The organism is Bradyrhizobium sp. SSBR45G (assembly GCF_030159255.1).
In the GTDB taxonomy this organism is placed as follows: Bacteria; Pseudomonadota; Alphaproteobacteria; order Rhizobiales; family Xanthobacteraceae; genus Bradyrhizobium.
On the sequence record NZ_BSCT01000008.1, the window covers coordinates 55,982 to 81,143 of the forward strand.

Sequence of the window (25,162 nt, forward strand, 5' to 3'; positions counted from 1 at the left end):
CCGGTCTGTCTGCAGTGGCTCGGTGTCATTGGCTGGCGTCGAACGCCGCGATCAGATGGCGCGGCAGGCTGCGCGGCGCAACTAGAATCGCGTCGAAGCGCAGCTCCAATTCGGCATGGTCGGGATGCGCCATCAGCCAGGCCTGCGCGGCATCGATGATGCGCTGCTGCTGGCGCGGCGTCACCGCATAGGCGGCGTCGTCGAGCGAAGCGCGCGCCTTGACCTCGACGAAGGCGACCAGGCCGCGCTTGCGCGCGATGATGTCGATCTCCCCGTGCGGGGTGCGGAAGCGCTTGGCCAGGATGCGGTAGCCCTTGGCGATCAGCAGCGCGGCCGCGCACGCCTCCGCGGACAACCCGGTGCGAAAGGCGGCGACGCGCTCGGGCGCAGCGGCCTTTGCCGGCTTGTCGGAGCGCGTCCGCTCAGCCTTCGCCATCGGCCTCTCCCGACGTCATGTCCTTTGCAAGCTCGAGCGCGCGCGCATAGACCTCGCGCCGCGGCCGGCCTGATAGTTCGACGGCGTGCATCACGGCGTCCTTGACGCTCGAGCGCTGCAGCAGATCTTTGAGCAAGGCGTCGAGAGCGCTGCCGCTCATGAGCTCGGCATCGCGCGGCGGTGGTCCGATCACCAGCACGAACTCGCCGCGGGTTTCGAGCGCGTCGGCCCGGGCCGCCAGATCGCTGATCGGCCCGCGCAGGATCTCCTCGTGCAGCTTGGTCAGCTCGCGGCAGATCGCGGCCTGGCGTCCTGTCATGGCATCGGCGAGATCGGCGAGCGTGTCCTGCACCCGGCTGCCGGACTCGAACAGAACCAGCGTGGCTTCGATGCGCGCCAGCTCTGCCAGCCGCGTGCGCCGCGCCTGCTGCTTGGCCGGCAGGAAGCCTTCGAAGAAGAAACGATCGGTCGGCAACGCCGCGACACTCAGCGCGGCCAGCACCGCCGACGGTCCCGGCAGCGCGGTCACGGCAAGGCCGGCCTCACACGCCGCGCGCACCAGCTTGTAGCCGGGATCGGAGATCAGCGGCGTGCCGGCGTCGGAGACGAGTGCAATCGCGGCGCCTTCAGTCAGACGCTGCATGATTTTCGGTCTGATCGATTCGGCGTTGTGTTCATGATAGGCGGCGAGCTCCGCACTGAGACCGTAGCGCTCAGTCAGCCGCCGCGTGATTCGCGTGTCCTCGCAGAAGATGATGTCAGCACCGGCGAGGGTTTCGAGCGCGCGCAGCGTGATATCGCCGAGATTGCCGATCGGCGTCGCCACCAGATGAAGCCCGGGCCGCGTCTTGGCGACGGCGACGCGCTGTCCCGCCACCAGATATGCCGATGTGGTGGAAGATTTGCCGTCATCCGGCGAAATGTTCGGGATTGCGTTGGCGCCCATCGCAGTAATTTAAAGGGGCTGACGGGGGAATGCCACCAGGGAACGATCGTGCCGACAATTTGAAGTTCCGATCCAGGGCGCGCCGCGGCGCTGTTCATCGGGGATTCAAGTGCGAAGCCGCACGACTACGAGTGGTCCTGAGCAGGGGATAGAGCGTGCAAAACGTCGATTTGATCGCGGGTGTGGCGCTGACAGCCTTTTGTTTTGCTTAACTATTCGTCGACAATATGAATCAAATCGCGCGGCCCTTGCGGCGTGCGGTTGGGGAACTTCTGGCCGGTCTCGGCCGAACGAAGAGATGCCATGGTGGGCCCGCGTCATCCCAAGTCTCAAGGTCCGGGAGCCCATGCGGTTGCCCGGCGAACGGCGCTTGGCCTGATCGTCGGCGCGCCGCTGTTGTCAGCCTGCTCCGGCGTGCAGAACCCGTTCGAGCAGTCGGTCGCCCCGGCGGGTCCGCCGCAGCAGCCGGCGGTGGCCGGCAACGGCCAGGTCAAGGTCGGGCTGATTCTGCCGCTCTCGGCGTCGGGAAATGCCGGTGTTGCGGCGCAATCGATGAAGAACGCGGCCGAGATGGCGCTCGCCGAGTTTCAGAATCCCAATATTCAGCTGCTCATCAAGGACGATGCCGGCAGCCCGCAAGGTGCACAACAAGGTGCACAACAGGCCTGCGACGAAGGCGCGGAGATCCTGCTCGGGCCGCTGTTCGCGGGCTCGGTGCCGGCGACCGCCCAGGCGGCACGCACGCGCAACATCTCTGTGATCGCGTTCTCGACCGATTCAAGCGTCGCCGGCCGCGGCGTCTATCTGCTCAGCTTCCTGCCGGAGTCCGACGCCACCCGCATCGTCGACTACTCGGCCAGTGTCGGGAAGCGCTCCTTCGCGGCGCTGCTGCCGGACAACCCGTATGGCACCGTGGTGGAAGGCGCGTTCAAGACCGCGGTCAGCCGGCGCGGCGGACGCATCGTGGCGTTCGAGAAATATGCCGGCGATCGCACCATGGCCGCGCGCAACGTGGCGCAGGCGCTCGGCGGCGCCGATGCGCTGCTGCTGGCCGATGATGGCGAATCAGTCGTCGCGACGGCGGATGCGCTGACGGCGGCCGGCGCGAATCTGCGCAACATCCAGCTGCTCGGCACCGGGCTGTGGGACAATCCGCGCGTCTACAACAGCGCCAGCCTGCAGGGCGGCCTCTATGCGGCGCCGGATCCATCGGGCTTCCGTGCCTTCGCGGGGCGCTACCGGACGCGGTTTGGCGGCGATCCCGTGCGCACGGCGACGCTCGCTTATGACGCGGTGGCGCTGGTGGCCGCATTGGCGCGGACGCAGGGCGCGCAGCGCTTTGCGCCGGATGTGCTCACCAATGCGTCGGGCTTTGCCGGCATCGACGGCCTGTTCCGCTTCCGCAGCGACGGCACCAACGAGCGCGGGCTGGCCGTGATGCGCGTCAGCTCGGGCGGCGGCCAGGCGGTCACGGGTGCGCCGAAGAGCTTCAGCGCGACCTGAAAATCAGCCGCCAGCCGTCCTGGTTGAAGACCACCCGGCGTTGTCCTGGGCCACGGCATCGTCATAGCGGCGCCGGTTGCTCCAATAGATGTTGGCGAACAGCGCGGCTTCGTTGCGGAACGGGACGTGATCCGTCTCGTCCTCACTCGCCTGTCCATCAATCCACGCCGCGTGCTGCGCGATTGCGCCGGACCTGTCGCCGTTCAAAGCGCGGATCTGGAACGCGAACATCTGGCTCTCGATGTCGAGATAGCGATCATACCAGCAGGTGGACCATTGCCGGTTTTGCAGCGCAAATCGCCGTATCCAGCGCTCGGGCAGGTCCATCTCATGTTCGGGCTTCGAGAACATCACGTCTCGCCGGGCTTCCTGCAAAGTCTCGATGGCGACGAGCTTGTTGCTGCGCCACAGCGTGTGCATCGCCGGGTCATGAAGAAAACGATCGGCATAGATGGAGTGGTCGAAGGTCAGCTCGCGCAAGGCCGGCAGCTCGAAATAGATCCGGATCTCCGAGCAGACACTGGCCTTGAGCTCGTTGTCCTCCATCTTGCGGTGAAACGCGTCGAACCCGATCCCGGGGAAATAGGGCATGAACGCTGCGTGGAACATTTCGTGCAGCCGATAGAGGTCTTCGATGGCGGCATTGTCATAGCTGCGGTTCATCATGACGCCCCACCATGAACAGAAGTGGGCGCGTTCGAGCCGGTCATCCGTGCAGTCGCAGAACAGCCGCGGCAGCGTGGCGAATTGTTCGACGATGTCGTGAACGAAGCCGCCATCCGCATGGGATTGCCGGAACGGTTTGCTGCGCCACAAGCCGGCAAGATGGTCGTGAATGTCCCGAGGGGTGGTCAGAACGATGAGATTCTTCATGGCGAGGCTTCGGCGATCTTGATCGGTCCGGCCGTTCCGATCATCTGGGCCATGGCCGGAGTAAGACAGATGCGTAACGTTGCGGCTGGATGGCCGGCGGGGCGACGCAGGAAGGCGGCGAGTTGCGGATCCGTCGACGAATCCGCGACGGCCGTGGCCAGCACGTAAACGTCGCTGGGACGCAGCGTGAGGCCCAGGCTGCGGCCGATCCTCAGCAAAGCCTCCTGCTGCACAGGCCGGTACTTTCGCGGCAGGTCGAGGACGGCATGGCGGTCGATCAAAGCCGTGCCGAGCTGCAGCGAGGTCAGGTTCTTGAACCATTGATTCCCGAGCAGGCTGGGCACCGGGTGGCGACAGAGGACGCCGCCGATCCGGTCATAGTAGACGCCAAACGGCTTCGACAGGCTGAACGTCACCGCCAGGACCGCCCCGCAGTCGGCTGAGATTCGCTGTGCCGGCAATTCGGCGGTGGCGCCGACATAGGTCAGATCGAGCAGAACGCGCGGTTCTCGGCCATTGTCGACCAGCGCAAGAAATGCGTTGGCATCGCTCCAGACATTGCCGTCGATGGCAGATGGCTGGCTGAGGCAGAAGAGCGCTGAAGCGGGCAGCTGAGCCGCCACCGCCTCCCAATCGGCCCGCGCATGTTCGACGACGGCGATCCCGCACGCCTCCGCATAGGCGCGGTATCCCTCGTACTCGCCGGCAAAAATATGAACTTCAGGGGCAAAGCGCTCCTTGTGAGCGCGATTGCCATATTGTGCGATCAGATGAAACAGCGCTTCGCTGGCGCCGGAGGTCGGATAGCGCCAGGGGAAATCAGCCGCTGACATCGCGACCATCGGCGCCGTCCATGCCGTCCATCGTTCGATGAGGATTTCGTGGCTCTTGAACTGCTTGCCGGTCCAGGCCTCACGAAACTGCTCGAGATGGACCCGTCGCGCAGCATCGGGTCCGGCGCTGCAGTTTCCCAGAATGAGGTGCTTTGCCGCCTCGGTCTCGGGGGTCACGAGGGCGTAGACGGTCTTGCTGCCGCCGGCGTCCTTGACCAGCCGATCGAAATCAATGTCCTGGCTCGTGCTCTGCATGGGGAGCCTTGATAGGGCAAAATCATTACCCGTTATCTAGCCGGAGACCCTGCCACGCTTTTTTTGAGGCCAAGTACATTTGAGGTTGTGCCGTTCCCCCACCGTTCGACGGAGGGAGCCGACCCGTGCCGACGCGTCAGGCGGCGAGATCGGCGACGACGGCGTCGAGCACCGGGAAGCCGTCCTGGGTGACGCGCAGCCGGCCATCGGGATCGACGGCGATCGCCCCCTCTTCGCGCAGCAGCGCGATGCGGCGCGGGTCGAGCGCCCGTCCCGAGATCGCCTGATAACGCTGCGGATCGATGCCCTCGGTGAGGCGGAGCCCCATCAGCAGGAATTCGTCGGCGCGCTCCTCGCGGTTGAGCTGATCGTCGGTCAGGACGCCGTGGCCATTGGATTCGACGCGCATCACCCAGGCTTCCGGACGCTTGTCGGTCGCCGTGGCGTGACGGATGCCGTCGATGTCCAGCCGGCCGTGGGCGCCAGGACCGATGCCGGCATATTCCTGGCCGCGCCAGTACACCAGATTGTGCCGGCACTCCGCGCCGGGGCGGGCGTGATTGGAGATCTCATAGGCCGGCAGACCATGCCGCGCGCAGATCTCCTGCGTGACGTCGTAGAGCGTGCGCGCCAGACCTTCATCCGGTGTCTTCAGCTTGCCGGCGGCGTGCAGCCCGAAGAACGGCGTGCCTTCCTCGATGGTCAGCTGGTACAGCGACAGATGCTCGGCCGCCTCGCCGATCGCGCGCGTCAGCTCCGCGGTCCACATGTCAGGCGTCTGGTCGGGCCGCGCGTAGATCAGGTCGAACGAATAGCGGTCGAAGGCGCCACGCGCGATCGCGACCGCCTGCATCGCCTCCTCCGCCGTGTGCAGCCGTCCGAGCATCTTCAGCGACGCGTCGTCCATGGCCTGGACGCCGAGCGAGACACGGTTGACGCCGGCCGCGCGATAGCCGGCAAAGCGCGTGGCTTCGACGCTGGTCGGATTGGCCTCGAGCGACACCTCGACGTCGCCGGCGACGTGCCAGTGCTTGCCGATCGCGTCGAGAATGGCGCCGACGGTCTGTGGCTGCATCAGCGACGGCGTGCCGCCGCCGAGAAAGATCGAGCTGACGGTGCGCGGCCCGGTGCGCGCGGCGGTGGTCGCGATCTCCTGCGCAAAGGCGCGGGCGAAGCGGTCCTGGTCGATGGCAGCGTGGCGGACATGGCTGTTGAAGTCGCAATAGGGACATTTCGACAGGCAGAACGGCCAGTGCACATAGACGCCGAACGCTTCGCTGTCAGCGCTGGTCAAGGCAGATCTCCGCGAGCTTCACGAAGGCGCGGGCGCGGTGCGACAGTCCGAGGCCGAGCGGCGGCAGCCCGTGCTTCTCGATGCTCGTCATCTCGCCGAAGGTGCGGTCGTGTCCATCGGGCAGGAACATCGGGTCATAGCCGAAGCCGGCCGTGCCACGCGGCGGCCATACCAGGGTGCCGTCGACGCGCGCTTCGACCTCCTCGACGTGTCCGTCCGGCCAGGCCACGCACAGCGCCGAGACGAAATGCGCCGTGCGCTTGTCGGCACGGACCGCGCCGCGCTCCTGCAGCAGCCGCTCGATCCGCGTCATCGCCGCACTGAAATCCTTGCCCGGGCCGGCCCAGCGCGCCGAGTAGATCCCCGGCGCGCCGTCCAGCGCATGGACAACGATGCCCGAATCGTCGGCAAAGGCCGGCAATTGCGCCGCCTCTGCCGCGGCGACGGCCTTGATGCGGGCATTGGCCTCGAACGTGTCGCCGGTCTCCTCGGGTTCGCCGAGCCCGAGCTCGCCGGCGGAGACGGCCTCGATCCCATGGGGCGCCAGCAGCTCGCGCATCTCGGCGAGCTTGCCGGGATTGTGGGTCGCAATGACGATGCGCCCTGAGAGCTTGCGGTGCGGACGGCTCACGCGACGGCCATCTTCTGCAGATCGACAAGGCGCCCCACGCCCTTGCGGGCCAGCGCCATCAGCGCGAGGAACTCGGCCTCGGTGAACGGCGTCTTCTCCGCCGTGCCCTGCACCTCGATGATGCGGCCGTCGCCGGTCATGACGAAATTGGCATCGGTTTCGGCCTCGGAATCCTCGGCGTAATCGAGGTCGAGCACCGGCGTGCCGTTATAGATGCCGCAGGAGATCGCGGCGACATTGGTGCGCAAGACCTCGGTCTTGATCATGTTGCGGGTCTTCATCCACCTGATGCAATCGGCCAGCGCCACCCAGGCGCCGGTGATCGAGGCGGTCCGGGTGCCGCCGTCGGCCTGCAGCACGTCGCAGTCGACCGTGATCTGGCGCTCGCCGAGCGCTTCCAGGTCGATCGCCGTACGCAGCGAGCGGCCGATCAGGCGCTGGATCTCGACGGTGCGGCCGGTCTGCTTGCCGGATGAAGCCTCGCGCCGGGTCCGCTCCAGGGTGGCGCGCGGCAGCATGCCATATTCGGCGGTGACCCAGCCGCGTCCCTGCCCCTTGAGCCAGGGCGGCAGCCGGTCTTCCAGCGTCGCCGTCACCAGCACGTGGGTGTCGCCGAATTTCACCAGGCAGGAGCCCTCGGCATATTTGACGACGCCGCGTTCCAGGCTCACGGCCCGCATTTCGTCCGGTGCACGGCGGCTCGGCCGCATGGATTCTCTCCGTGAAAAAAGCCAAATGACGTCTTGACCGGCCTTGTAGGAGGCGGGACCGGCACCGGCAAGGGTTTATGAATGGTGAAACAGGCCGGGCCTCCTCAAGACCGGCTTGCCACCGAGCCGCCGCATGGCCAGATTATATGCAACTGGGTGAGGAGGATATCTGGTGGCCCACCACGATCCGATCAACCTGATGACACCGCCGGCAGGGCTGGCGCAGCTCAACGAACGCTCGCGCGAGATCTTTCGCCAGATCGTCGAGAGCTACCTGGCGACCGGCGAGCCGGTCGGCTCGCGCAACATCTCGCGGCTGATCGCGGTTCCGTTGTCGCCGGCCTCGGTGCGCAACGTGATGGCCGATCTCGAGCAGCTCGGCCTGATCTACGCGCCGCACACCTCGGCCGGCCGGCTGCCGACCGAGGCCGGCCTGCGCTTCTTCGTCGACGCCCTGATGCAGGTCGGCGACATGACCGAGGCCGAGCGGCAGTCGATCCAGAGCCAGCTGGCCTCGGTCGGGCGCGCCCAGTCGGTGGAAGCGGCGCTGGACGAGGCGCTGACGCGGCTGTCCGGCCTCACGCGGGCCGCTGCCGTGGTGCTCACCGCAAAGTCCAATACAAGGCTCAAGCATATCGAGTTCGTGCGGCTGGAGCCGGAGCGCGCGCTGGTCGTGCTGGTCGGGGAGGACGGACAGGTCGAGAACCGGGTGCTGGTGCTGCCGCCCGGGGTGCCCTCCTCGGCGCTGACCGAGGCCTCCAACTTCCTGAATGCGCGGATCCGGGGACGCACTTTGGCCGAAGCGCGGCTCGAGCTCGAGACCGCGCTCGCGCATGATCGTACCGAGCTCGATCAGCTGACGCAGAAAGTGATCGCAGCCGGCGTCGCGAGCTGGTCCGGCGGCAACAGCGAGGATCGCCAGCTGATCGTGCGCGGTCAAGCCAATCTGCTCGAAGACCTGCATGCCCTCGAAGATCTCGAACGTGTCAGGCGGCTGTTCGACGATCTCGAGACCAAGCGTGGCGTCGTCGATCTGCTCGGGCGCGCCGAGAGCGCCGAGGGTGTCCGCATCTTCATCGGCTCGGAGAACAAGTTGTTCTCGTTGTCCGGCTCATCGACGATCGTGTCGCCCTATTCCGACGCCACCGGGCGGATCGTCGGCGTGCTCGGCGTCATCGGTCCAACCCGGCTGAACTATGCCCGTGTCATTCCGACCGTCGATTATGCGGCACGTCTGGTCAGCCGCCTGCTGGGTGGCTGATATCAGACATGGTTAACCGATCGACAGCGCCATCGTCAGGCTGCGCTTGATTTTCAGCGCCCAAAGCACGATATCCCGCCCGACATCCCCAAATCCCGTTCAGCCGAACTTGTGAGAAGTCTGTCCCATGACCGATCCCGACCTGCATCAGAACGATCCGGAAAACCCGGCGCAGGCCAGCGAACCCGTCGTCTCCAAACCCTATATCATGCCCGACGACCCCGAGACCGGCTCAGCTGAGGCCTACGCCAAGGAAGCGGCCGATGCGCGTGACAAGATGCTGCGCACGCTGGCGGAAATGGAAAACCTGCGCAAGCGGACCGCGCGTGAGGTCGCCGACGCGCGGCTGTACGGCATCACCGGCTTTGCCCGCGACGTGCTCGACATCGCCGACAATCTGCAGCGTGCCCTCGATGCGGTTCCTGCGGAGACGCGCGCCAATGCCGATGCCGGCCTCAAGTCGCTGATCGAAGGTGTGGAGCTCACCGAGCGCTCGCTGCTCAACACGCTGGAGAAGAACGGCGTCAAGAAGTTCGATCCGACGGGACAGAAGTTCGACCCCAACTTCCAGCAGGCGATGTACGAAGTTCCTGATCCCTCAGTGCCGTCGGGCACGGTGGTCCAGGTCGTGCAGGCCGGCTTTATGATCGGCGAGCGCATTCTGCGCCCGGCGCTGGTCGGCGTCTCCAAGGGCGGCGCAAAGCAGGCGCCTGCCGCGAACAACGACCAGTCGAACAGCGCGGCCTGACCTTCGCCGAAAGCTGCGATCGTCAACAATTTCCTGCAATCACGAGAGGCGCCAATTCGGTTTCCGATGCGGCGCCTCTCTGCTGTTTGACGTGATGAACGAGCGCTGCTCCAGCTCAGATCGTCATCGCCGGGCTCGACCCGGCGATCCATCCCGTTGCGCACGATTCGTCGGACGGATGAACCCCTGCTCGAGGCCTGGGGGTGACGAGGCGGTGCCGTGCCTCAGGCCCCCGCAGCCGCAACACATCGCGCCTTAACCAACCTCCGCTAGCGTGGGCCGATGTCTTTCGAGGACGGTCCCATGAGCTCGCAAATCGACGCCGCAGTCCGCCACGCGGTGGCGCCGGCGAGTCCTGCACGCTTCGCCCGGGCGCCGTGGCTGCTGATCGGCGCCGTGTTCATCGTCGCCATCCTGCTGCGCCAGGTCGTGCCCCTGAATACCGACGTGAGCTGGCTGCTCGTCGTCGGCGAGCGCATGCTGGATGGCCAGCAACTCTATCGCGACATCATCGAGATCAATCCGCCGATGGCGGCGTTCGCCTATCTGCCCGGCGTTGCGCTCGGGCGCGCGCTGCACGTCGATGCCCGGCATGTCATCGATGCGCAGCTGCTGTTGCTGGCCCTGGCCTCATTGCTCGCGACGTGGCGCATTATCCGGCTCTCGCCGGCCTCGGCCGAGGTCGATTGGGGGCCGTTCGCGATCTGGGCTGCGGCCGTCGTCACCATTCTGCCGATGCATGTGTTCGGCCAGCGCGAGCACATCGCGACGCTGACCTTTCTGCCGGGGCTCGCCGTGTACGCGCTGCGCAGCCAGCGCGTGCCCGTTCCGGCATGGGCGGTCATCGTCGCGGGCATCGGCGTCGGAATCACCCTCGCCTTCAAGCCGTTCTTCACCTTCCCGGCGGCGTTCTGCATTCTGGCCGGCGCCCTGCGGTCGCGTGCCTGGCTTCAGCTGCTCGCGCCCGAGAACATCATCGCCGGCGTGATCGTGGCCGTCGTCAGCCTCGGGACCTACCTGCTCTATCCCGAATATTTCACGGTCACCTATCCGCTGGTGCGCGACACCTATCTGTCGTGGTCGATGTCGCCTTCGGTCATCTTCCTCAATGCGGCGACGCTGCTTTTCGTCGTTGCGCTGGCGTCGGTCGCGCTGACCCGGCGGAGTGGCCGGCTCGACGGGCTGCTGCTCGTCATGGTCCTGGCGTCGATCGGCTTTGCGATCTCGTTCTATCTGCAGCGGCGCGGCTGGCCGTATCATTCCTATCCGATGGTTGCGCTCGCGATGCTCACGATGGGCTATGCCCTGCTGACGGCGGCCGATTCGGGGTCGCGTCTGCGCCGCACCGGCGCTACCTCCACGTTGATCCTGGTGGCGGCGTTTGCCCTCGGCCTGCAATGGTTCAACGCCCGGATTCATGTCGGCCCGCTGCCGGAGGTGCTTGCCAAGCTCAAGCCGCATCCGCGGCTGCTGGTGCTGAGCGGTGAGGCGGCGATCGGGCATCCGCTGGTGCGCGACCTCGGCGGCACCTGGGTGTCACGCCAGGAGAATCTGTGGATTCGTGAATTCGTCCGGCTGACGCGCGAACGAACCTCCGTCGACGCCGCGGCCGATGCCAGGCTGAACGGCTATCTGGCCCTCGAGCGCGACTGGCTGATCGAGGATTTCCGGAAGCTGCCGCCCGACCTGGTGCTGGTCGACAATCTGCGCAACGGCTGGGGCGATTGGGCCCGCGCCGATGCCGAGTTGCAACAGCTGCTCCGGCCGTACCGGCTGATCGAGACGGTCGAGGGCATCGATATCCTCGAACGGACGGAGTGACTATTTCTGCGATACGCCGATCGCGAACGTGTAGGGCACGCGCGAGTAGTTTTCGCGAATGTCGAGGTTGACGCGCGGAAACGTGCTACGCAGCAGCTGATAATAGCCATTGCGGTCGCGGACGAAGTTGCCGCGGTCGTTGTCGAGCAGCCATTTGGCGATGCGTGACTGTCCGTCGCAATAGCAGCCATCCAGGGTGAAGAGCACGCCGTCATCAGCGAGCACGTCGCGGATGTCGGCAAGCGTGGTCTTCAGCTCATCGTCGCCGATGTGGTGCAGCACGCCGTTCATCATGACGACATCGGCGCCGGCGAGCTCCCGTGCCGCGGCCGCATCGAAGTGGCGGCAATGGAATGTGCCGAGATGGCCGAACGAGCGCTGTGCGTGGGCGATGTAGGTCTCGTCGACATCAAAGCCGGTGTAGACGATACCTTCGGGCAGATGGCGCAGGATATAGCCGGGCCCGCAGCCGATATCGATGATCCGCATGCCCGGGCGCAAGGCCAGATAGTCGCGGATCGCCTTGACGCGGGCGCCGAAGAAGCCGCCGGCGTTCTGATAGGCCTGATACAGCGCCGGATGTTTCAACAGCTCCTTCACGAGGAGGCCTCCTCATGCAGCGAGTGGCGCAGCTCCGGTCCCGAATGTGCGAGCAGCGTGTTGAGCGGCGGGCTCTCGGTCTCGTGCAGCGCATCGGTCGACAGCTGCGGCACGCGGCCGCGGCGATGGATCTGCGAGATCATGAACAGCGGCCGGTTCTTGGATTGGATGTAGATGCGGCCGACATATTCGCCGATCAGGCCGAGCACCAGCAGCTGCACCGAGGAGATCATCACCACCAGCAAGGTCAGGCTGGTCCAGCCCGGCACGGTGCCTGAGAAGATCCAGCTCATGACCGCGGCAATGCCGACGAAGGTGAGCCCGGTCGTCAGCAGCGCGCCGACATAGGTCGCGATCCGCAGCGGGACCATCGAGAAGCTGATCAGCGCGTCCGCAGCGAAGCTGATCATCTTCAGCAGCGGATATTTGGTGCTGCCGGCGAACCGCGGCTTGCGGTCATATTCGTAGGCCACCTGCTTGTAGCCGAGCCAGGCCACCATGCCGCGGATGAAGCGGTCGTGCTCGGGCATCTGCACCAGCTGGTCCGAGATGCGGCGGCTCATCAGCCGGAAATCGCCGGTATCGACGGGGATGTGCACCCGGGTGATCCTGGCGAGCAGGCGGTAGAACGCCTCGGCCGACCACTTCTTGAAGCGGGTCTCGCCGGCGCGGCTGCGGCGCTGGCCGTAGACGACGTCGGCGTTTTCGCGCGCCATCATCTCGTACATCGGCGTCAGCAGGTCCGGGGGGTCCTGCAGGTCGGCGTCGATCACCAGCACCAGGTCGCCGCGCACGGTGGACAGTCCGGCGGTCAGCGCCAATTGATGGCCGTGATTGCGCGCCAAGCGGACGGCAACGACGTTGCGGTCCTCGGCGAGCAGTTCGTTGATGACCTTCCAGGTGTTGTCGGTCGAGCCGTCGTCGACCAGGATCAGCTCGAACCTGGTGCCGCACAGCGCGCGGGCCGCCGCCGTCATCTGCCGGTGAAATTCGCGCAGCACCTCCGCTTCGTTGTAGCAGGGCACAACGATCGAGACGTACATCTTGCCGGGGCGCGGCGTCTCGTCTTGCTGCTCTGTCAAACTCGGAGGCCTCATACTACCGGCGCACGTCGTTCTGCCGGAGTGTCGTAATCGTTGAGGATGGCAAGTTAATTGTTCACGAATTTCGCGGCCGCAGCGCAGGATCTGCGTAGTTCTTCGGATGCACGGCAGCGTGACGCGCGACCGCAGCGACGCAGCCTCAAGTTAAGTATTGCGGACTAAGAGAGGCACCATGGCATGCGGCTGACGCCAGTTTTGCCCAGCAGCGTTTCAGACACGGAATCGTCGATGATGGACAAGGCCGAATTTGATCGCTTCGCCGACGCCTACGACGCCCAGCACCGCTCGAACGTGGCGGTGACCGGGGAAGGTCCGGAATATTTCGCGGAATACAAGATCCGGCTGCTCCGGAAGATCGTGGATCGCAGCCAGCTGGAGGTCTCGCAGATCTGCGATTTCGGCGCTGGGATCGGCAATTCGATTCCCTTCTTCCGCCGGTATTTTCCTGACGCCGCGCTGACCTCGTCCGATGTCTCCGAACGCAGCCTCGCGCTCGCGAGGCAGCGCCACCCCGGCAGCGGCGAGAGCCTGCTGATCGAGACTGATCGCATCCCCAGCGACTCCAATCGTTTCGACGTGGTGTTTTCCGCCTGCGTGTTCCACCACATCGCCCATGATGAGCATGTCGGCTGGCTGCGCGAGCTGCACCGGATCACCCGCCCGGGCGGCCTGATCGCCGTGTTCGAGCATAATCCGCTCAATCCGCTCACGGTTCGCGCCGTCAACACCTGCCCGTTCGACGAGAATGCGGAGCTGATCTTCCCGCGCACCCTGACGCGGCGCCTGCAGGCCTCCGGCTGGAGCTCGCCGCACATCCAGTACAGCCTGTTTTTCCCGCGCGCGCTGGCGCGGCTGCGGCCGCTCGAAGACGTGCTGCGCTGGCTGCCGCTCGGGGCCCAGTACGTCGCCCTGGCACGCAAGGCCTAGCGCCGCAAAGGTCGCTACGCTGCGATGTCTTCGGACGTGATGCGCTTCACGCCGGCGGCTGCCATGTCCGTCCATGCCTTGGCCAGTGAGCCCTGGGTGTCGATGCCGCGGCAGGCGTCCTCGATGACATAAGTCTCGAGCCCGGCCTTGCGGGCATCGAGCGCGGTCCAGGCGACGCAGAAATCGGTCGCCAATCCCGCCACGAACACCTTGGCGATGCCGCGCGCGTTGAGATAGGCAGCGAGCCCGGTCGAGGTCTTGCCGTCGGCCTCGGTAAAGGCCGAGTAGCTGTCGACGTCGTTGTGAAAACCCTTGCGCAGGATCAGCTCGGCCTGCGGGATCGCGAGGTCCTTGGAGATCGCCGCACCGTCGGTGCCCTGCACGCAGTGATCCGGCCACAGCACCTGCTTGCCGTAGGCGAGATCGATCAGCTCGAACGGCTTCTTGCCGGCATGGGTGGACGCGAACGAGACGTGCGCCGGCGTGTGCCAGTCCTGCGTCAGCACCACGTTGCTGAACGCCTTGGCTATTCGGTTGATCACCGGCACGACCTGCTCGCCGTCCTTCACAGCCAGGCTGCCGCCCGGGAGAAAGCAGTTCTGCACGTCGATGACGAGCAGTGCGGATGCAGCATCGGGTTTGATCGATGCGGCCGCGCGCGCCCGGTCGGCGATCGCCGCCGCAAAAGCCGAGCTGCCGAGCACGCGCAGGATCTGCCGTCGGTTCATCTTGCTTCCTCCCAGGGAATGAGACGGCACCGCAACCCGTGGCGCGGTCAACGCAGGGCCTCGCCGCGACGGTACCACTCTGACGATCCAAACCTTAAACCAAAGATTGCCGCCGGCGAAAGAAGCAATCCCTTAAAGGTGCCTCGGTATGGTCCGGAAATCCACGGGGATCGGCGGTGACGGCCATGACCATGAACTTCGAGTCCGATGCCGGCTTCGCCCTGCAGCCGATCGGGACGGTGGGCCGAAGGACCGGCGCCAATGGTTGGGTGATCCTGACGCTCCTGTTCGCGGCCGCCATCGGGATGCGCCTCCTGGTCGCGGCGAACAGCGATGTGAGCTGGCTCCTGATCGCCGGCGAGCGCTGGCTGGACGGCCAGCGCCTCTACTCCGACATTCTGGAAACCAACCCGCCGATGGCGGTGCTGGTCTATGTCCCCGGTCTGCTGCTGGCGCGCGCGGTGGGTCTGCCCGCAGAAGTCGTGATCGATGGGCTCGTATTTGCGGCCTTGGCCCTATCGCTGGCTGCCAGTGCGCTCATTCTGCGACGTTCGACCGCACTGTCGGCCGAGCAGAGATGGCCGCTCGCGATAGCAGCGTTGCTCGTCCTGGCTGTGCTGCCTGCTCAATCCTTCGGACAGCGCGAACATATCGCCGTGATCGAGTTGATGCCGGTGTTCGCCGTGCTGGCGCTTCGGATCAACCACGAGACGCCGCCACGCTGGGGCGCGCTGATGGCCGGTCTGGGCCTTGGGCTGGCTCTCTGTTTCAAGCCGCATTTCGCGCTGGCCATGATGGGCGTGTTCGCCGTCGTCGCAGCTCGTGTGCGGTCGCTGCGGACACTGTGCGCACTGGAAACGGTCGTCGCCGCGGCCGTGCTGGCCATCTATGGCACCTGTACCGTGTTGTTCTTCCCGGAGTATTTCAGCGAGATCTGGCCGCTGATCCGCGACATCTATTCGGTCGGTCTGCCGTTTCATCGGATGGTGATGAAACCCGCCGTCGTGCTCTGGGCCCTGACCTTGGCGACGACAATCCTGCTGAGGCGCGACAGCACCGTGCGGCCGACCTTGCTGCTATTGTTTGCCGGATCGTTCGCATTCGCGCTCGTCTACCTGCTTCAGCGCAAAGGCTGGCCGTATCATTCCTACCCGATGATGGCCTTTGCCTGGCTCGGCTTCGGCTACGCCATCGGCGCGAGGGAGTCGGGTCGGACATCGCAGTCGTCCTGGCAGTCGTCCTGGCGAGGCGTCGGGACCTCGGCTGCGGCGGCGGCGTTGTTCATGGTGGCGATCGTCTGGTTCAACCATGTGATCGACGCACGATTCCTGCAGCCTGCGATCGCCCGCCTCGGCCTCGCCCATCCGACCATCCTGGCGATTTCGGGAAATGGCGGAGTGGCGCATCCGTTGACGCGGGCCGTCGGCGGCGTCTGGGCATCGCGGCAGCAGAGCCTGCTCGTCGCCAGCTATGACGAGTATGTGCGCGAAACGGAAACGGACCCGCGCAGGTTGGCCCTGTTCGAATCTTATCTGCAGCGGGAGCGGAGCTGGATGATCGATGATTTCAAGCGCACAAATCCGACGATCGTGCTGGTCGACAGGGCGACCGGCAACTGGGATCAATGGCTGCGCGCAAGCCCGGAGCTCGTACGGATGCTCGGCGGCTACCGTCTGTTCGAGACCGTCGGGAACGTCGATATCTATGTCAGGCGGGCCAACTGAGCCGTACAGCCGTTAGCCCTTCGGCTGAATGCCGTCCCGGACCGCGCGGAAGCGGGGGAAGGCGGCCGACCATTGGTCGCGCGGCGCGCTGCCGATGATTCGCAGCGTGTTCGGGCCGCCGAAGCGCAGCCATTGCACGATCGTGACCGGGGTATTGTCCTTGCCGCTCGTCGCCTCGATGCGGGTCTCGTAGGCCGGCAGGCCATCGATGCGGATCGGCTCGGACATCGTGATGCGGGCTTCGCGGACCCCGGGAATGCTGGTGGCCGCCTGCTGCGCGACGCGGCCGCGGTCGCCGGCCTCGGGCGCGACGCCGGCCACCAGCCCGATCACCACGAAGGGCGCCGCCTCGAACCCCTTCTCCTCGTCGCCATCGGCGAGGATCAGGGCACCGGCTCCCAGGATGCGCACCGTCTTGAACCCCGAGAGCTCGCTGACATTGAACGGCATGATCGACAATTGCTCGTCGACCGGCACCTCCTTGCGGACGATGGCGGAGGCGAACATCTGGCGCACGGCGTCGTCGGTGTAGATCCTGCTCGCCGTCTCGGGAATCTGCACCGCCACATAGCCGGAGAAGCCAACGCCGGGCAGGATCATCGAGTAGCGCCGCACCGGGTTGACGCCATCACGGCCGTTCTCCACCGTGTAGTAGGCGGTGCCGGCAGCGGTCTCGATGTTCTCGGGCTTGATGCCGCCGGCGCCGGACGGATTGGCGGCAAACGCGTTCTTCACCTCGCCATAGGCCTTGGCCGGCAATTCCGTCAGCAGCACCTTGACGCTCTTATCCTCGCTCTCGAAGCCGGAGAAGGTCTTGGCGTTGCTGAGCCCGACCAGGGGCGCGAGCCCGATGCGGACGCCCGGCGGAAAGATCGCGTCCGCTGCCAGCGCCGGTCGGAGCAGGGAGATCGACACCAGCGCTGCGGCGAGAAGTCGGGAAAACATCATGAAGAAGCTGCCTCGTTCATTGACCCAATTCGACGCCCAGTTCGACGGCCGTCATCGTCCCCGCGGTGGCCGTCCTCGGACGAGACGCCTTTTAGCGGGTTTGCCGCGTCCGTAACAGGTCGATGGGTGCGACCTGAAGTTCCGCCGGGAGTGGATGAGGAGGCTCGATCCGGACGACGGGTTATGGCTTTGCTAAGCATGATCGGGTCTGCCGGCCGGCCGCAATCGGGGCGACTTTGCGGCCCGATCGCGCGTTGTCCAGGCCCGTTTGCGGCCGTTCGGAAGCCGGCGGCCGCCGCGGCGCGAGCGGCTCCGGGCATGCGGGCATGGCCTGTTCTCGGGGCTTTCACGGAGCTTCGAAGAATCCGCGGTTTTTCCGCGCCCCTCGGTCTCCTCCGGTCCTTGCGGGTCACTCCCCCCCTCCTATATGACGCTCATCGTCGCAATATCGCGAGCATTTGATCTGAGGGGGTTTTGGATGGGGGCGCCGTCAGGGCCCCACCCAACCTGCCGCAAAAAGAAGGATATGAGACCATGGGAAAGGTCATCGGGATCGATCTCGGCACCACCAATTCGTGCGTGGCCGTCATGGACGGCAAATCGTCGAAGGTCATCGAGAACGCTGAGGGCATGCGGACCACGCCGTCGATCGTCGCGTTCAGTGACGATGGCGAACGTCTGGTCGGCCAGCCCGCCAAGCGCCAGGCCGTGACCAACCCCGAGCGGACCTTCTTTGCGGTCAAGCGCCTGATCGGCCGCCGCTACGACGACCCGATGGTCGAGAAGGACAAGAAGCTCGTCCCGTACAAGATCGTGAAGGGCGGCAATGGCGACGCCTGGGTCGAGGCCGACGGCAAGTCCTATTCGCCCTCGCAGGTCTCCGCCTTCATCCTGCAGAAGATGAAGGAGACCGCGGAAGCCCATCTCGGCCAGAAGGTCGACCAGGCCGTCATCACCGTCCCCGCCTATTTCAACGACGCCCAGCGTCAGGCCACCAAGGACGCCGGCAAGATCGCCGGCCTCGAGGTGCTGCGCATCATCAACGAGCCGACCGCGGCCGCGCTCGCCTACGGCCTCGACAAGACCAAGGCCGGCACGATCGCCGTGTACGACCTCGGCGGCGGCACCTTCGACGTCTCGATCCTTGAGATCGGCGACGGCGTGTTCGAGGTGAAGTCGACCAATGGCGACACCTTCCTCGGCGGCGAAGACTTCGACATGCGTCTGGTCAGCTATCTCGCCGACGAATTCCAGAAGGAGCAGGGCATCAACCTGCGCAACGACAAGCTCGCTCTGCAGCGCCTCAAGGAAGCTGCCGAGAAGGCCAAGATCGAGCTGTCGTCGACCACCCAGACCGAGATCAACCTGCCCTTCATCACCGCGGACCAGTCCGGTCCGAAGCATCTGACGATGAAGCTGACCCGCGCCAAGTTCGAGGCGTTGGTGGCCGACCTCGTGGAGAAGACCATCGAGCCGTGCCGCAAGGCGCTGAAGGATGCCGGCCTGACCGCTGGCGAGATCGGCGAAGTGGTGCTGGTCGGCGGCATGACCCGCATGCCGAAGATCCAGGAGATGGTGAAGCAGTTCTTCGGCAAGGAGCCGCACAAGGGCGTCAACCCCGACGAGGTGGTTGCGATCGGTGCGGCCATTCAGGCCGGCGTGCTGCAGGGCGACGTCAAGGACGTGCTGCTGCTCGACGTGACCCCGCTGTCCCTCGGCATCGAGACGCTGGGCGGCGTGTTCACCCGCATCATCGACCGCAACACCACGATCCCGACCAAGAAGAGCCAGGTGTTCTCGACCGCCGAGGACAATCAGAACGCGGTGACCATCCGGGTCTTCCAGGGTGAACGCGAGATGGCGGCCGACAACAAGATGCTCGGCCAGTTCGACCTGATGGGCATTCCGCCGTCGCCGCGCGGCATGCCGCAGATCGAGGTGACGTTCGACATCGACGCCAACGGCATCGTCAACGTCTCGGCCAAGGACAAGGCCACCGGCAAGGAGCAGCAGATCCGCATCCAGGCCTCGGGTGGCCTGTCGGAGGCCGACATCGACAAGATGGTCAAGGACGCCGAGGCCAACGCCGCGGCCGACAAGAAGCGCCGCGAGGCGGTCGACGCCAAGAACCATGGCGACGCGCTGATCCATTCGACCGAGAAGGCGCTGGCCGAGCATGGCTCCAAGGTGGGCGAACCCGAGCGTCGGGCCATCGAGGATGCCTTGAGCGACCTCAAGGAAGCGCTGAAGGGCGACGATGCCGAGGCCATCAAGGCCAAGACCAACACGCTGGCACAGGCGTCGATGAAGCTCGGCGAGGCCATGTACACGCAGCAGGCCGAGGCCGACGCGGCCCGCGATGCCGCCAAGGATGACGTGGTCGACGCGGAGTTCACCGAGGTCGACGACGACAAGAAGAAATCTGCTTAAACGACGGTAGAGGCGAGAGCCATGACCCCCATGCCAAAGAGCGCTATCGGCGTCTCATTGGATGGGGGTCATTTTCATTGATCCGGACCCTGCGCGGTTGCCGCGCGGAGCGTGCCGGTCGGGCGAAGTTCGGGCGGGTTTGATTGATGTCCACCAAGCGCTGCTATTACGAGACCCTGGAAGTCGAACGCGACGCCGACGAGACCAAGCTCAAGGCCGCCTTCCGCAAGCTGGCCATGAAATGGCATCCGGACAAGAATCCGGGCGATGCCTCCAGCGAGGTGAAGTTCAAGGAAATCAACGAGGCCTATGAGGTGTTGCGCGACGCCGACAAGCGCGCCGCCTATGACCGCTATGGCCATGCCGCATTCGAACAGGGCGGGGGTGGTGGTCCGCACGGCTTCGGCGCCGGCTTCGCATCTTCCTTCTCCGACATTTTCGAGGACCTGTTCGGCATGGCCGGACAGCGGCGCAGCGGCGGCACCGGTCGCGAGCGCGGCGCCGACCTGCGCTACAACATGGAAATCACGCTCGAGGAGGCCTACCTCGGCAAGACCGCGCAGATCGAGATTCCGGTCTCGGTGACCTGCGAGTCCTGCTCCGGCACCGGCGCCAAGGCCGGCACCAAGCCGAAGACCTGCTCGATGTGCGGCGGCGCGGGCCGGGTCCGCCAGGCCCAGGGCTTCTTCACCCTGGAGCGAACTTGCCCGGGCTGTCACGGCCGTGGCCAGATGATCGAGGATCCCTGCCCGTCCTGCTCCGGCTCCGGCCGGGTGACGCGCGACCGCACGCTGTCGGTCAACATTCCGCAGGGCGTCGAGGACGGCACCCGCATCCGTCTCGCCGGCGAGGGCGAGGCGGGCCTGCGCGGCGGGCCGCCGGGCGACCTCTACATCTTCCTGTCGCTGTCGAGCCACGAGTTCTTCCAGCGCGACGGCGCCGACCTGCATTGCCGGGTGCCGATCTCGATGGTGACCGCGGCTTTGGGCGGCGAGTTCGAGGTGCCGACCATCGAGAAGGGCAAGACCAAGGTCAAAATCCCCGAGGGCACCCAGTCGGGCCGCCGCTTCCGGATCGCCGCCAAGGGCATGCCGGTGCTGCGCTCGCGCCAGACCGGCGACATGTATGTCCAGGTCGTGGTCGAGACGCCGCAGAACCTGACCAAGAAGCAGCAGGAGCTGCTGGCCGAGTTCGAGAAGCTGTCGTCCGGCGCGACGCAGCCCGAGGCCGCCGGTTTCTTCACCAAGGTCAAGGACTTCTTCGGCAAGGCGGCGAGCTGAGCGGTGGTCTTGCTGCGTGCATTCGGAGGCGTTTCGCCGAGCAGTTTCGGGTCGTGCGGGCCGCGTGATTCTGCTGCTCTGCACATGCAAAAAATTAGCGAATGCATCTGTAGGACGACGGACCCGCCAGCCTTAATCGTACGTTACGGTTCGGCTTGACCGCCCCGCCTGCGACCTATACGTCTTTGTGACTCTTTTCTGACATCGCCGTGAAGAACGGTCCCGTCCGGTACTGAGATGCCCCTGCAAACGTCCGTGCGTGCGTCGAAAAAACCTCTTCGTCTCGACGACGAGGTGCGATTCCTCCGCTCATGGATCGAAAAGCCGCTGCACATGGGTGCTGTCATGCCGTCGGGTCGGCTGCTGGCCCGCACCATGGCGCATTATGTCGATCCCAAGGGGACCGGCCCCGTCATCGAGCTGGGACCCGGCACCGGTGCGATCACCAATGCGCTGGTCGAGCACGGCGTCGATCAGAAGCGGCTCGTCCTGGTCGAATACAACCCCGGCTTCTGCGCGCTGCTGCGCGACCGCTATCCGCAGGCGAAGGTGGTGCAGGGCGACGCCTACCGGCTTCGCGATACGCTCTGGAACGTCCTGGGCGCGCCGGCCGCGGCCGTCGTCTCCGGCCTGCCGCTGGTCACCAAGCCGATGCTGACCCGGATGAAGCTGGTGCGCGACGCGTTCGCGGCGATGTCGCCCAACGCGCCGTTCGTGCAGTTCACCTATTCGGTCGTGCCGCCGATTCCGAAGTCGCTGCCCGGCGTCACCACCGAGGCCTCCGAGCGGATCTGGATGAACCTTCCGCCGGCGCGCGTCTGGGTGTATCGCAAGCCCTGACCGGCAGCCGCGGCTCGTCGTGGCGGGTCGCTTCCCGGCCGCACGATGTCCGCGCTGAAAATCCTCGTCATCCCCGGCTCGACCCGGGCCGGCTCGCACAATGCGAGGCTCGCGGCGGCCGCGGCCTATCAGTTCGTGCTGGCCGGCGTCGACGTCACCCGCATCTCGCTGGCCGATTTCCCGTTGCCGATCTACGACGCCGACCTCGAGGCCGCATCCGGCGTGCCGCGCGAGGCGCTCCATCTGAAACGCATGATCGGCGCGCATGATGGCGTGCTGCTGGTGACACCCGAATACAACGGCGCGGTGCCGCCGCTGCTCAGCAATGCCATCGCCTGGCTGTCGCGGGTCGACGAGCCGCCGGACGGGCGCGGCGCGCTGTTCCGCACGCGGCCGTTCGCGATCGCCGCGGCCTCCGAGAACCGCTTCGGCGGCGTCCGCGCGCTCGCGGCCCTGCGGCAGATGCTGACGGCCTGCAACGCGACCGTCATTCCGAGCCAGCTCGCGCTGGCGTTCGCCGACAAGGCCTATAACGACCTGGACCGGCTCAGGCTGCCGGCCGACATCGCCGCGCTCGATGCGCTGGTGCGGCAGCTGATCGAAACCGCCCAAACCACGATGTGAGGTGACATGCCGACCGAGATTGCTCCGCGCGACCGCCTGATCGTGGCGCTCGATCTGCCCAGCGTGGCGGACGCCGAGGCCATGATCACCAGGCTCGGCGATCACGTGACGTTCTACAAGATCGGCATGGAGCTGACCTATGCCGGCGGCCTCGGCCTCGCCGAGCGGCTCGCCGCCTCCGGCAAGCACGTCTTCATGGACCTCAAGCTGCACGACATCCCGACCACGGTCGAGCGCGCCACCCGCCAGATCGCGAAACTCGGCGCCCGCTTCCTCACCGTGCACGGCTTCTCGCAGAGCATGCGCGCGGCGCTGGCCGGCGCCGCCGGCTCGCCCCTCGAGCTGCTCGCCGTCACCGTGATGACCTCCTACGACGATTCCGATCTCGCCACCGCCGGCTACGCCATGGGCGTGAAGGAGCTCGTCGCCCGCCGCGCCGTCCAGGCCAGGGAGATCGGCATCCACGGCCTCATTCTCTCGCCCGAGGAAACCGGGCTCGTCCGTCCCCTGGTCGGCCCCGACATGCAGCTGGTCACGCCGGGCATCCGTCCCGCCGGGGCCGATGTCGGCGACCAGAAGCGCATCATGACGCCGGCGCTGGCCATCGCCGGCGGCGCCGATCGCCTCGTGGTCGGCCGCCCCGTCACCGCCGCTGATGATCCCGCTGAAGCCGCCGAGGCGATCGTCGCCGACATCGCCACGGCGCTGGCGCTGGTCGGCAAGACCAATCGGACGTAAGCGTAAGTCCTCAGAACAAGGAGACCCCGAGGGATGCCCAAGGCCTATTGGATCGCGCGGATCGACGTGCACAACATGGACGGCTACAAGGAGTACGTCGCGCAGAACGGCGCCGTGTTCCATCAGTACGGCGCCAGGTTCCTGGTCCGCGGCGGTCAGTACGAGACCAGAGAAGGCACCTCACGCTCGCGCAACGTCGTGATCGAGTTCAAGGACTACGCGACCGCGCTGGCGTGCTACAATTCTCCCGAATACCAGCGGCTGGTGGCGATGCGCGCGCCGCATTCGCAAGGCGACCTGGTGATCATCGAGGGCTATGACGGCCCGCAGCCCTGATCGCCGCCCCAGCCACCTGCCACGCGGCCTCGCTCGGTTGCCGCCGACGCGCGCCCCGGCTATAGCCCTTGACGGGGCGGAGGAGCTGAGATGTCCAAGATGCGCTTGATCGTTGCCGGAGCCGGCGGCCGCATGGGCCGCGCCCTGGTGCGTGCGATCGCCGAGACCGACCGCGCCGTGCTGGTGGGCGCGCTCGAAGCGCCGGGCTCGGAGCTGATCGGCAAGGATTCCGGCGTCCTCGCCGGCCTGCCCGCCAACGGGATCAAGCTGTCTGGCGACCTCTGGACCATGTCGGCCGAAGCCGACGGCATCCTCGACTTCACCGTCCCGGCCGCGACCATCGCCAATGTCGCGATCGCCGCCGAGCGCGGCCTCGTCCATGTCGTCGGCACCACCGGCCTGTCGTCGTCCGACGACGCCGTGATCAAGAGCGTCACCAAGCGCGCCATCGTCGTGCAGTCCGGCAATATGAGCCTCGGCGTCAATCTGCTGGCGGCGCTGGTCCGGCAGGTGGCGAAGTCGCTCGATGCGAATTTCGACATCGAGATCCTCGAAATGCATCACAAGCACAAGGTCGACGCCCCCTCCGGCACCGCCCTGATGCTGGGACGCGCGGCGGCCGAAGGCCGCGGCATCGTGCTGGAGCAGCATTCGGCGCGCGGCCGCGACGGCATCACCGGCGCACGGCGCCCGGGCGACATCGGCTTCGCCTCGCTGCGCGGCGGCACGGCCGCGGGCGATCACAGCGTCATCTTCGCCGGGCCCTCGGAGCGGCTGGTGCTGTCGCATCAGGCCGAGGACCGCATGATCTTCGCCCAGGGCGCGCTGAAGGCGGCGCTGTGGGCGCATGGCAAGCCGCCGGGCTACTACACGCTGGACGACGTGCTGGGCCTGAAGGACCTGTTCTAAACCAACCAAGTGGATCAGTAAGCAATGAGCGAACGTCTCCTGGTGCTGGTGCGCCACGGCCAGAGCGAGTGGAACCTGAAGAACCTGTTCACGGGCTGGAAGGATCCGGACCTGACCGAGCAGGGCGTCAGCGAGGCCAAGGACGCCGGCCGCAAGCTGAAGGCGCAGGGGCTGGTGTTCGATGTCGCCTTCACCTCGGTGCTGACCCGCGCTCAGCACACGCTGGACCTGATCCTGACCGAGCTCGGCCAGACCGGCCTGCCGACCAGCAGAAATCTCGCGCTCAACGAGCGCGACTATGGCGACCTCTCCGGCCTCAACAAAGACGACGCCCGCGCGAAGTGGGGCGAGGAGCAGGTCCACGTCTGGCGCCGCTCCTACGACGTGCCCCCGCCCGGCGGCGAAAGCCTCAAGGACACGCTGGCCCGCGCGCTGCCCTATTACGTCCAGGAAATTCTCCCCGGCGTCCTCCGCGGCCAGCGCACCCTCGTCGCCGCCCACGGCAACTCGCTCCGCGCCTTGATCATGGTGCTGGAGAAGCTGACGCCCGAAGGCATTTTGAAGCGCGAGCTGGCGACGGGCGTGCCGATCATCTACCGGCTGAAGGCGGATTCGACGGTGGAGTCGAAGCTGGATCTCGCGGGCTGATCGAGCACACCACGAT

General features: G+C 66.1%; 25 protein-coding genes. 14 read left to right on the plus strand and 11 right to left on the minus strand.

Annotated elements, in window-relative coordinates; genetic code table 11:
- Positions 1-25: 25 nt before the first annotated feature.
- Both QQL87_RS12670 and rsmI read right to left on the minus strand, forming a co-directional pair.
- Complete coding sequence (locus tag QQL87_RS12670; RefSeq protein ID WP_284418468.1) at positions 26-436, minus strand: YraN family protein; 411 nt, start codon at positions 434-436, stop codon at positions 26-28.
- Positions 423-1,382 carry a 16S rRNA (cytidine(1402)-2'-O)-methyltransferase gene (gene rsmI / locus QQL87_RS12675; protein WP_284418469.1) on the minus strand — a complete coding sequence of 320 codons (960 nt, stop codon included), beginning with the start codon at positions 1,380-1,382 and terminating at the stop codon, positions 423-425. Before rsmI ends, QQL87_RS12670 begins: the two co-directional genes overlap by 14 nt.
- Positions 1,383-1,685: 303 nt before the next feature.
- Between rsmI and QQL87_RS12680 the strand changes: the two genes are divergently transcribed.
- Positions 1,686-2,885: a penicillin-binding protein activator gene (locus QQL87_RS12680; protein ID WP_284418470.1), complete on the plus strand. Its 1,200-nt coding sequence runs from the start codon at positions 1,686-1,688 to the stop codon at positions 2,883-2,885.
- 3 nt (positions 2,886-2,888) lie between these two features.
- Here the strand turns inward: QQL87_RS12680 and QQL87_RS12685 are convergent, their stop codons facing one another.
- The 5 genes from QQL87_RS12685 to rph form a co-directional block, all read right to left on the minus strand.
- Positions 2,889-3,758: a hypothetical protein gene (locus tag QQL87_RS12685; RefSeq protein WP_284418471.1), complete on the minus strand. Its 870-nt coding sequence runs from the start codon at positions 3,756-3,758 to the stop codon at positions 2,889-2,891.
- On the minus strand, positions 3,755-4,846 hold the full coding sequence (locus QQL87_RS12690) for an aminotransferase class I/II-fold pyridoxal phosphate-dependent enzyme (RefSeq protein ID WP_284418473.1): 1,092 nt from the start codon (positions 4,844-4,846) through the stop codon (positions 3,755-3,757). The genes QQL87_RS12685 and QQL87_RS12690 overlap by 4 nt, the downstream gene beginning before the upstream one ends.
- Before the next feature lie 136 nt (positions 4,847-4,982).
- The gene (gene hemW / locus QQL87_RS12695) at positions 4,983-6,140 is read right to left on the minus strand and encodes a radical SAM family heme chaperone HemW (RefSeq protein WP_284418474.1); all 1,158 of its coding nucleotides are present in this window, start codon (positions 6,138-6,140) and stop codon (positions 4,983-4,985) included.
- Complete coding sequence (gene rdgB / locus QQL87_RS12700) at positions 6,127-6,771, minus strand: RdgB/HAM1 family non-canonical purine NTP pyrophosphatase (protein ID WP_284418475.1); 645 nt, start codon at positions 6,769-6,771, stop codon at positions 6,127-6,129. The genes hemW and rdgB overlap by 14 nt, the downstream gene beginning before the upstream one ends.
- Positions 6,768-7,481: a ribonuclease PH gene (gene rph / locus QQL87_RS12705; protein WP_284418476.1), complete on the minus strand. Its 714-nt coding sequence runs from the start codon at positions 7,479-7,481 to the stop codon at positions 6,768-6,770. Before rph ends, rdgB begins: the two co-directional genes overlap by 4 nt.
- Positions 7,482-7,653: 172 nt before the next feature.
- On the opposite strand from rph, the gene hrcA reads away from it, so the two are divergent.
- From hrcA to QQL87_RS12720, 3 genes are all read left to right on the plus strand, one after another.
- Complete coding sequence (gene hrcA / locus QQL87_RS12710; protein ID WP_284418478.1) at positions 7,654-8,742, plus strand: heat-inducible transcriptional repressor HrcA; 1,089 nt, start codon at positions 7,654-7,656, stop codon at positions 8,740-8,742.
- A 127-nt stretch (positions 8,743-8,869) separates the two neighbouring features.
- Positions 8,870-9,490, plus strand: a complete 621-nt coding sequence (gene grpE, locus QQL87_RS12715) for a nucleotide exchange factor GrpE (RefSeq protein ID WP_284418485.1) — start codon at positions 8,870-8,872, stop codon at positions 9,488-9,490.
- Between the two features lie 303 nt (positions 9,491-9,793).
- The gene (locus QQL87_RS12720) at positions 9,794-11,311 is read left to right on the plus strand and encodes a hypothetical protein (RefSeq protein ID WP_284418486.1); all 1,518 of its coding nucleotides are present in this window, start codon (positions 9,794-9,796) and stop codon (positions 11,309-11,311) included.
- Here the strand turns inward: QQL87_RS12720 and QQL87_RS12725 are convergent, their stop codons facing one another.
- Positions 11,312-11,911, minus strand: a complete 600-nt coding sequence (locus QQL87_RS12725; protein ID WP_284418487.1) for a class I SAM-dependent methyltransferase — start codon at positions 11,909-11,911, stop codon at positions 11,312-11,314.
- Positions 11,908-12,954, minus strand: coding sequence for a glycosyltransferase family 2 protein (locus QQL87_RS12730; RefSeq protein WP_502871165.1), 1,047 nt, complete (start codon positions 12,952-12,954; stop codon positions 11,908-11,910). Before QQL87_RS12730 ends, QQL87_RS12725 begins: the two co-directional genes overlap by 4 nt.
- Before the next feature lie 288 nt (positions 12,955-13,242).
- Here QQL87_RS12730 and QQL87_RS12735 point away from each other — a divergent pair, with 288 nt between their 5' ends.
- The gene (locus QQL87_RS12735) at positions 13,243-13,941 is read left to right on the plus strand and encodes a class I SAM-dependent methyltransferase (RefSeq protein WP_284418489.1); all 699 of its coding nucleotides are present in this window, start codon (positions 13,243-13,245) and stop codon (positions 13,939-13,941) included.
- Between the two features lie 14 nt (positions 13,942-13,955).
- Here QQL87_RS12735 and pncA read toward each other — a convergent pair whose 3' ends face one another.
- Entirely contained in the window at positions 13,956-14,669 is a 714-nt protein-coding gene (gene pncA, locus QQL87_RS12740) for a bifunctional nicotinamidase/pyrazinamidase (protein WP_284418491.1), read from the minus strand.
- Positions 14,670-14,854: 185 nt separating this feature from the next.
- Here pncA and QQL87_RS12745 point away from each other — a divergent pair, with 185 nt between their 5' ends.
- Complete coding sequence (locus QQL87_RS12745; RefSeq protein ID WP_284418492.1) at positions 14,855-16,393, plus strand: hypothetical protein; 1,539 nt, start codon at positions 14,855-14,857, stop codon at positions 16,391-16,393.
- A gap of 12 nt (positions 16,394-16,405) precedes the next feature.
- On the opposite strand, the gene QQL87_RS12750 is transcribed toward QQL87_RS12745, so the two are convergent.
- Positions 16,406-17,341 carry a hypothetical protein gene (locus QQL87_RS12750; RefSeq protein WP_284418493.1) on the minus strand — a complete coding sequence of 312 codons (936 nt, stop codon included), beginning with the start codon at positions 17,339-17,341 and terminating at the stop codon, positions 16,406-16,408.
- A gap of 534 nt (positions 17,342-17,875) precedes the next feature.
- On the opposite strand from QQL87_RS12750, the gene dnaK reads away from it, so the two are divergent.
- From dnaK to QQL87_RS12790, 8 genes are all read left to right on the plus strand, one after another.
- Positions 17,876-19,771: a molecular chaperone DnaK gene (gene dnaK / locus QQL87_RS12755; RefSeq protein WP_284418494.1), complete on the plus strand. Its 1,896-nt coding sequence runs from the start codon at positions 17,876-17,878 to the stop codon at positions 19,769-19,771.
- A gap of 146 nt (positions 19,772-19,917) precedes the next feature.
- Positions 19,918-21,051, plus strand: a complete 1,134-nt coding sequence (dnaJ, locus tag QQL87_RS12760; RefSeq protein ID WP_284418495.1) for a molecular chaperone DnaJ — start codon at positions 19,918-19,920, stop codon at positions 21,049-21,051.
- Positions 21,052-21,288: 237 nt separating this feature from the next.
- Complete coding sequence (locus QQL87_RS12765; protein WP_284418496.1) at positions 21,289-21,891, plus strand: class I SAM-dependent methyltransferase; 603 nt, start codon at positions 21,289-21,291, stop codon at positions 21,889-21,891.
- 45 nt (positions 21,892-21,936) lie between these two features.
- Positions 21,937-22,515 (plus strand): NADPH-dependent FMN reductase, encoded by a 579-nt coding sequence (locus QQL87_RS12770; RefSeq protein WP_284418497.1) that lies wholly within the window; start codon positions 21,937-21,939, stop codon positions 22,513-22,515.
- A gap of 6 nt (positions 22,516-22,521) precedes the next feature.
- Entirely contained in the window at positions 22,522-23,253 is a 732-nt protein-coding gene (pyrF, locus tag QQL87_RS12775) for an orotidine-5'-phosphate decarboxylase (protein WP_284418498.1), read from the plus strand.
- 33 nt (positions 23,254-23,286) lie between these two features.
- Positions 23,287-23,589 (plus strand): DUF1330 domain-containing protein, encoded by a 303-nt coding sequence (locus tag QQL87_RS12780; RefSeq protein WP_284418499.1) that lies wholly within the window; start codon positions 23,287-23,289, stop codon positions 23,587-23,589.
- Positions 23,590-23,679: 90 nt separating this feature from the next.
- Complete coding sequence (gene dapB, locus QQL87_RS12785; RefSeq protein ID WP_284418500.1) at positions 23,680-24,498, plus strand: 4-hydroxy-tetrahydrodipicolinate reductase; 819 nt, start codon at positions 23,680-23,682, stop codon at positions 24,496-24,498.
- A 24-nt stretch (positions 24,499-24,522) separates the two neighbouring features.
- The gene (locus QQL87_RS12790; protein ID WP_284418501.1) at positions 24,523-25,146 is read left to right on the plus strand and encodes a 2,3-bisphosphoglycerate-dependent phosphoglycerate mutase; all 624 of its coding nucleotides are present in this window, start codon (positions 24,523-24,525) and stop codon (positions 25,144-25,146) included.
- Positions 25,147-25,162 lie beyond the last annotated feature (16 nt).

Coding starts and splice junctions, on each gene's coding strand:
- QQL87_RS12670 (WP_284418468.1), bottom strand. CDS start 436: ATGGCGAAGGCTGAGCGGACGCGCTCCGACAAGCCGGCAAAGGCCGCT.
- rsmI (WP_284418469.1), bottom strand. CDS start 1,382: ATGGGCGCCAACGCAATCCCGAACATTTCGCCGGATGACGGCAAATCT.
- QQL87_RS12680 (WP_284418470.1), top strand. CDS start 1,686: ATGGTGGGCCCGCGTCATCCCAAGTCTCAAGGTCCGGGAGCCCATGCG.
- QQL87_RS12685 (WP_284418471.1), bottom strand. CDS start 3,758: ATGAAGAATCTCATCGTTCTGACCACCCCTCGGGACATTCACGACCAT.
- QQL87_RS12690 (WP_284418473.1), bottom strand. CDS start 4,846: ATGCAGAGCACGAGCCAGGACATTGATTTCGATCGGCTGGTCAAGGAC.
- rph (WP_284418476.1), bottom strand. CDS start 7,481: ATGCGGCCGAGCCGCCGTGCACCGGACGAAATGCGGGCCGTGAGCCTG.
- grpE (WP_284418485.1), top strand. CDS start 8,870: ATGACCGATCCCGACCTGCATCAGAACGATCCGGAAAACCCGGCGCAG.
- QQL87_RS12720 (WP_284418486.1), top strand. CDS start 9,794: ATGAGCTCGCAAATCGACGCCGCAGTCCGCCACGCGGTGGCGCCGGCG.
- QQL87_RS12730 (WP_502871165.1), bottom strand. CDS start 12,954: ATGTACGTCTCGATCGTTGTGCCCTGCTACAACGAAGCGGAGGTGCTG.
- QQL87_RS12735 (WP_284418489.1), top strand. CDS start 13,243: ATGATGGACAAGGCCGAATTTGATCGCTTCGCCGACGCCTACGACGCC.
- pncA (WP_284418491.1), bottom strand. CDS start 14,669: ATGAACCGACGGCAGATCCTGCGCGTGCTCGGCAGCTCGGCTTTTGCG.
- QQL87_RS12745 (WP_284418492.1), top strand. CDS start 14,855: ATGACCATGAACTTCGAGTCCGATGCCGGCTTCGCCCTGCAGCCGATC.
- QQL87_RS12750 (WP_284418493.1), bottom strand. CDS start 17,341: ATGATGTTTTCCCGACTTCTCGCCGCAGCGCTGGTGTCGATCTCCCTG.
- dnaK (WP_284418494.1), top strand. CDS start 17,876: ATGGGAAAGGTCATCGGGATCGATCTCGGCACCACCAATTCGTGCGTG.
- dnaJ (WP_284418495.1), top strand. CDS start 19,918: ATGTCCACCAAGCGCTGCTATTACGAGACCCTGGAAGTCGAACGCGAC.
- QQL87_RS12765 (WP_284418496.1), top strand. CDS start 21,289: ATGCCCCTGCAAACGTCCGTGCGTGCGTCGAAAAAACCTCTTCGTCTC.
- QQL87_RS12770 (WP_284418497.1), top strand. CDS start 21,937: ATGTCCGCGCTGAAAATCCTCGTCATCCCCGGCTCGACCCGGGCCGGC.
- pyrF (WP_284418498.1), top strand. CDS start 22,522: ATGCCGACCGAGATTGCTCCGCGCGACCGCCTGATCGTGGCGCTCGAT.
- QQL87_RS12780 (WP_284418499.1), top strand. CDS start 23,287: ATGCCCAAGGCCTATTGGATCGCGCGGATCGACGTGCACAACATGGAC.
- dapB (WP_284418500.1), top strand. CDS start 23,680: ATGTCCAAGATGCGCTTGATCGTTGCCGGAGCCGGCGGCCGCATGGGC.
- QQL87_RS12790 (WP_284418501.1), top strand. CDS start 24,523: ATGAGCGAACGTCTCCTGGTGCTGGTGCGCCACGGCCAGAGCGAGTGG.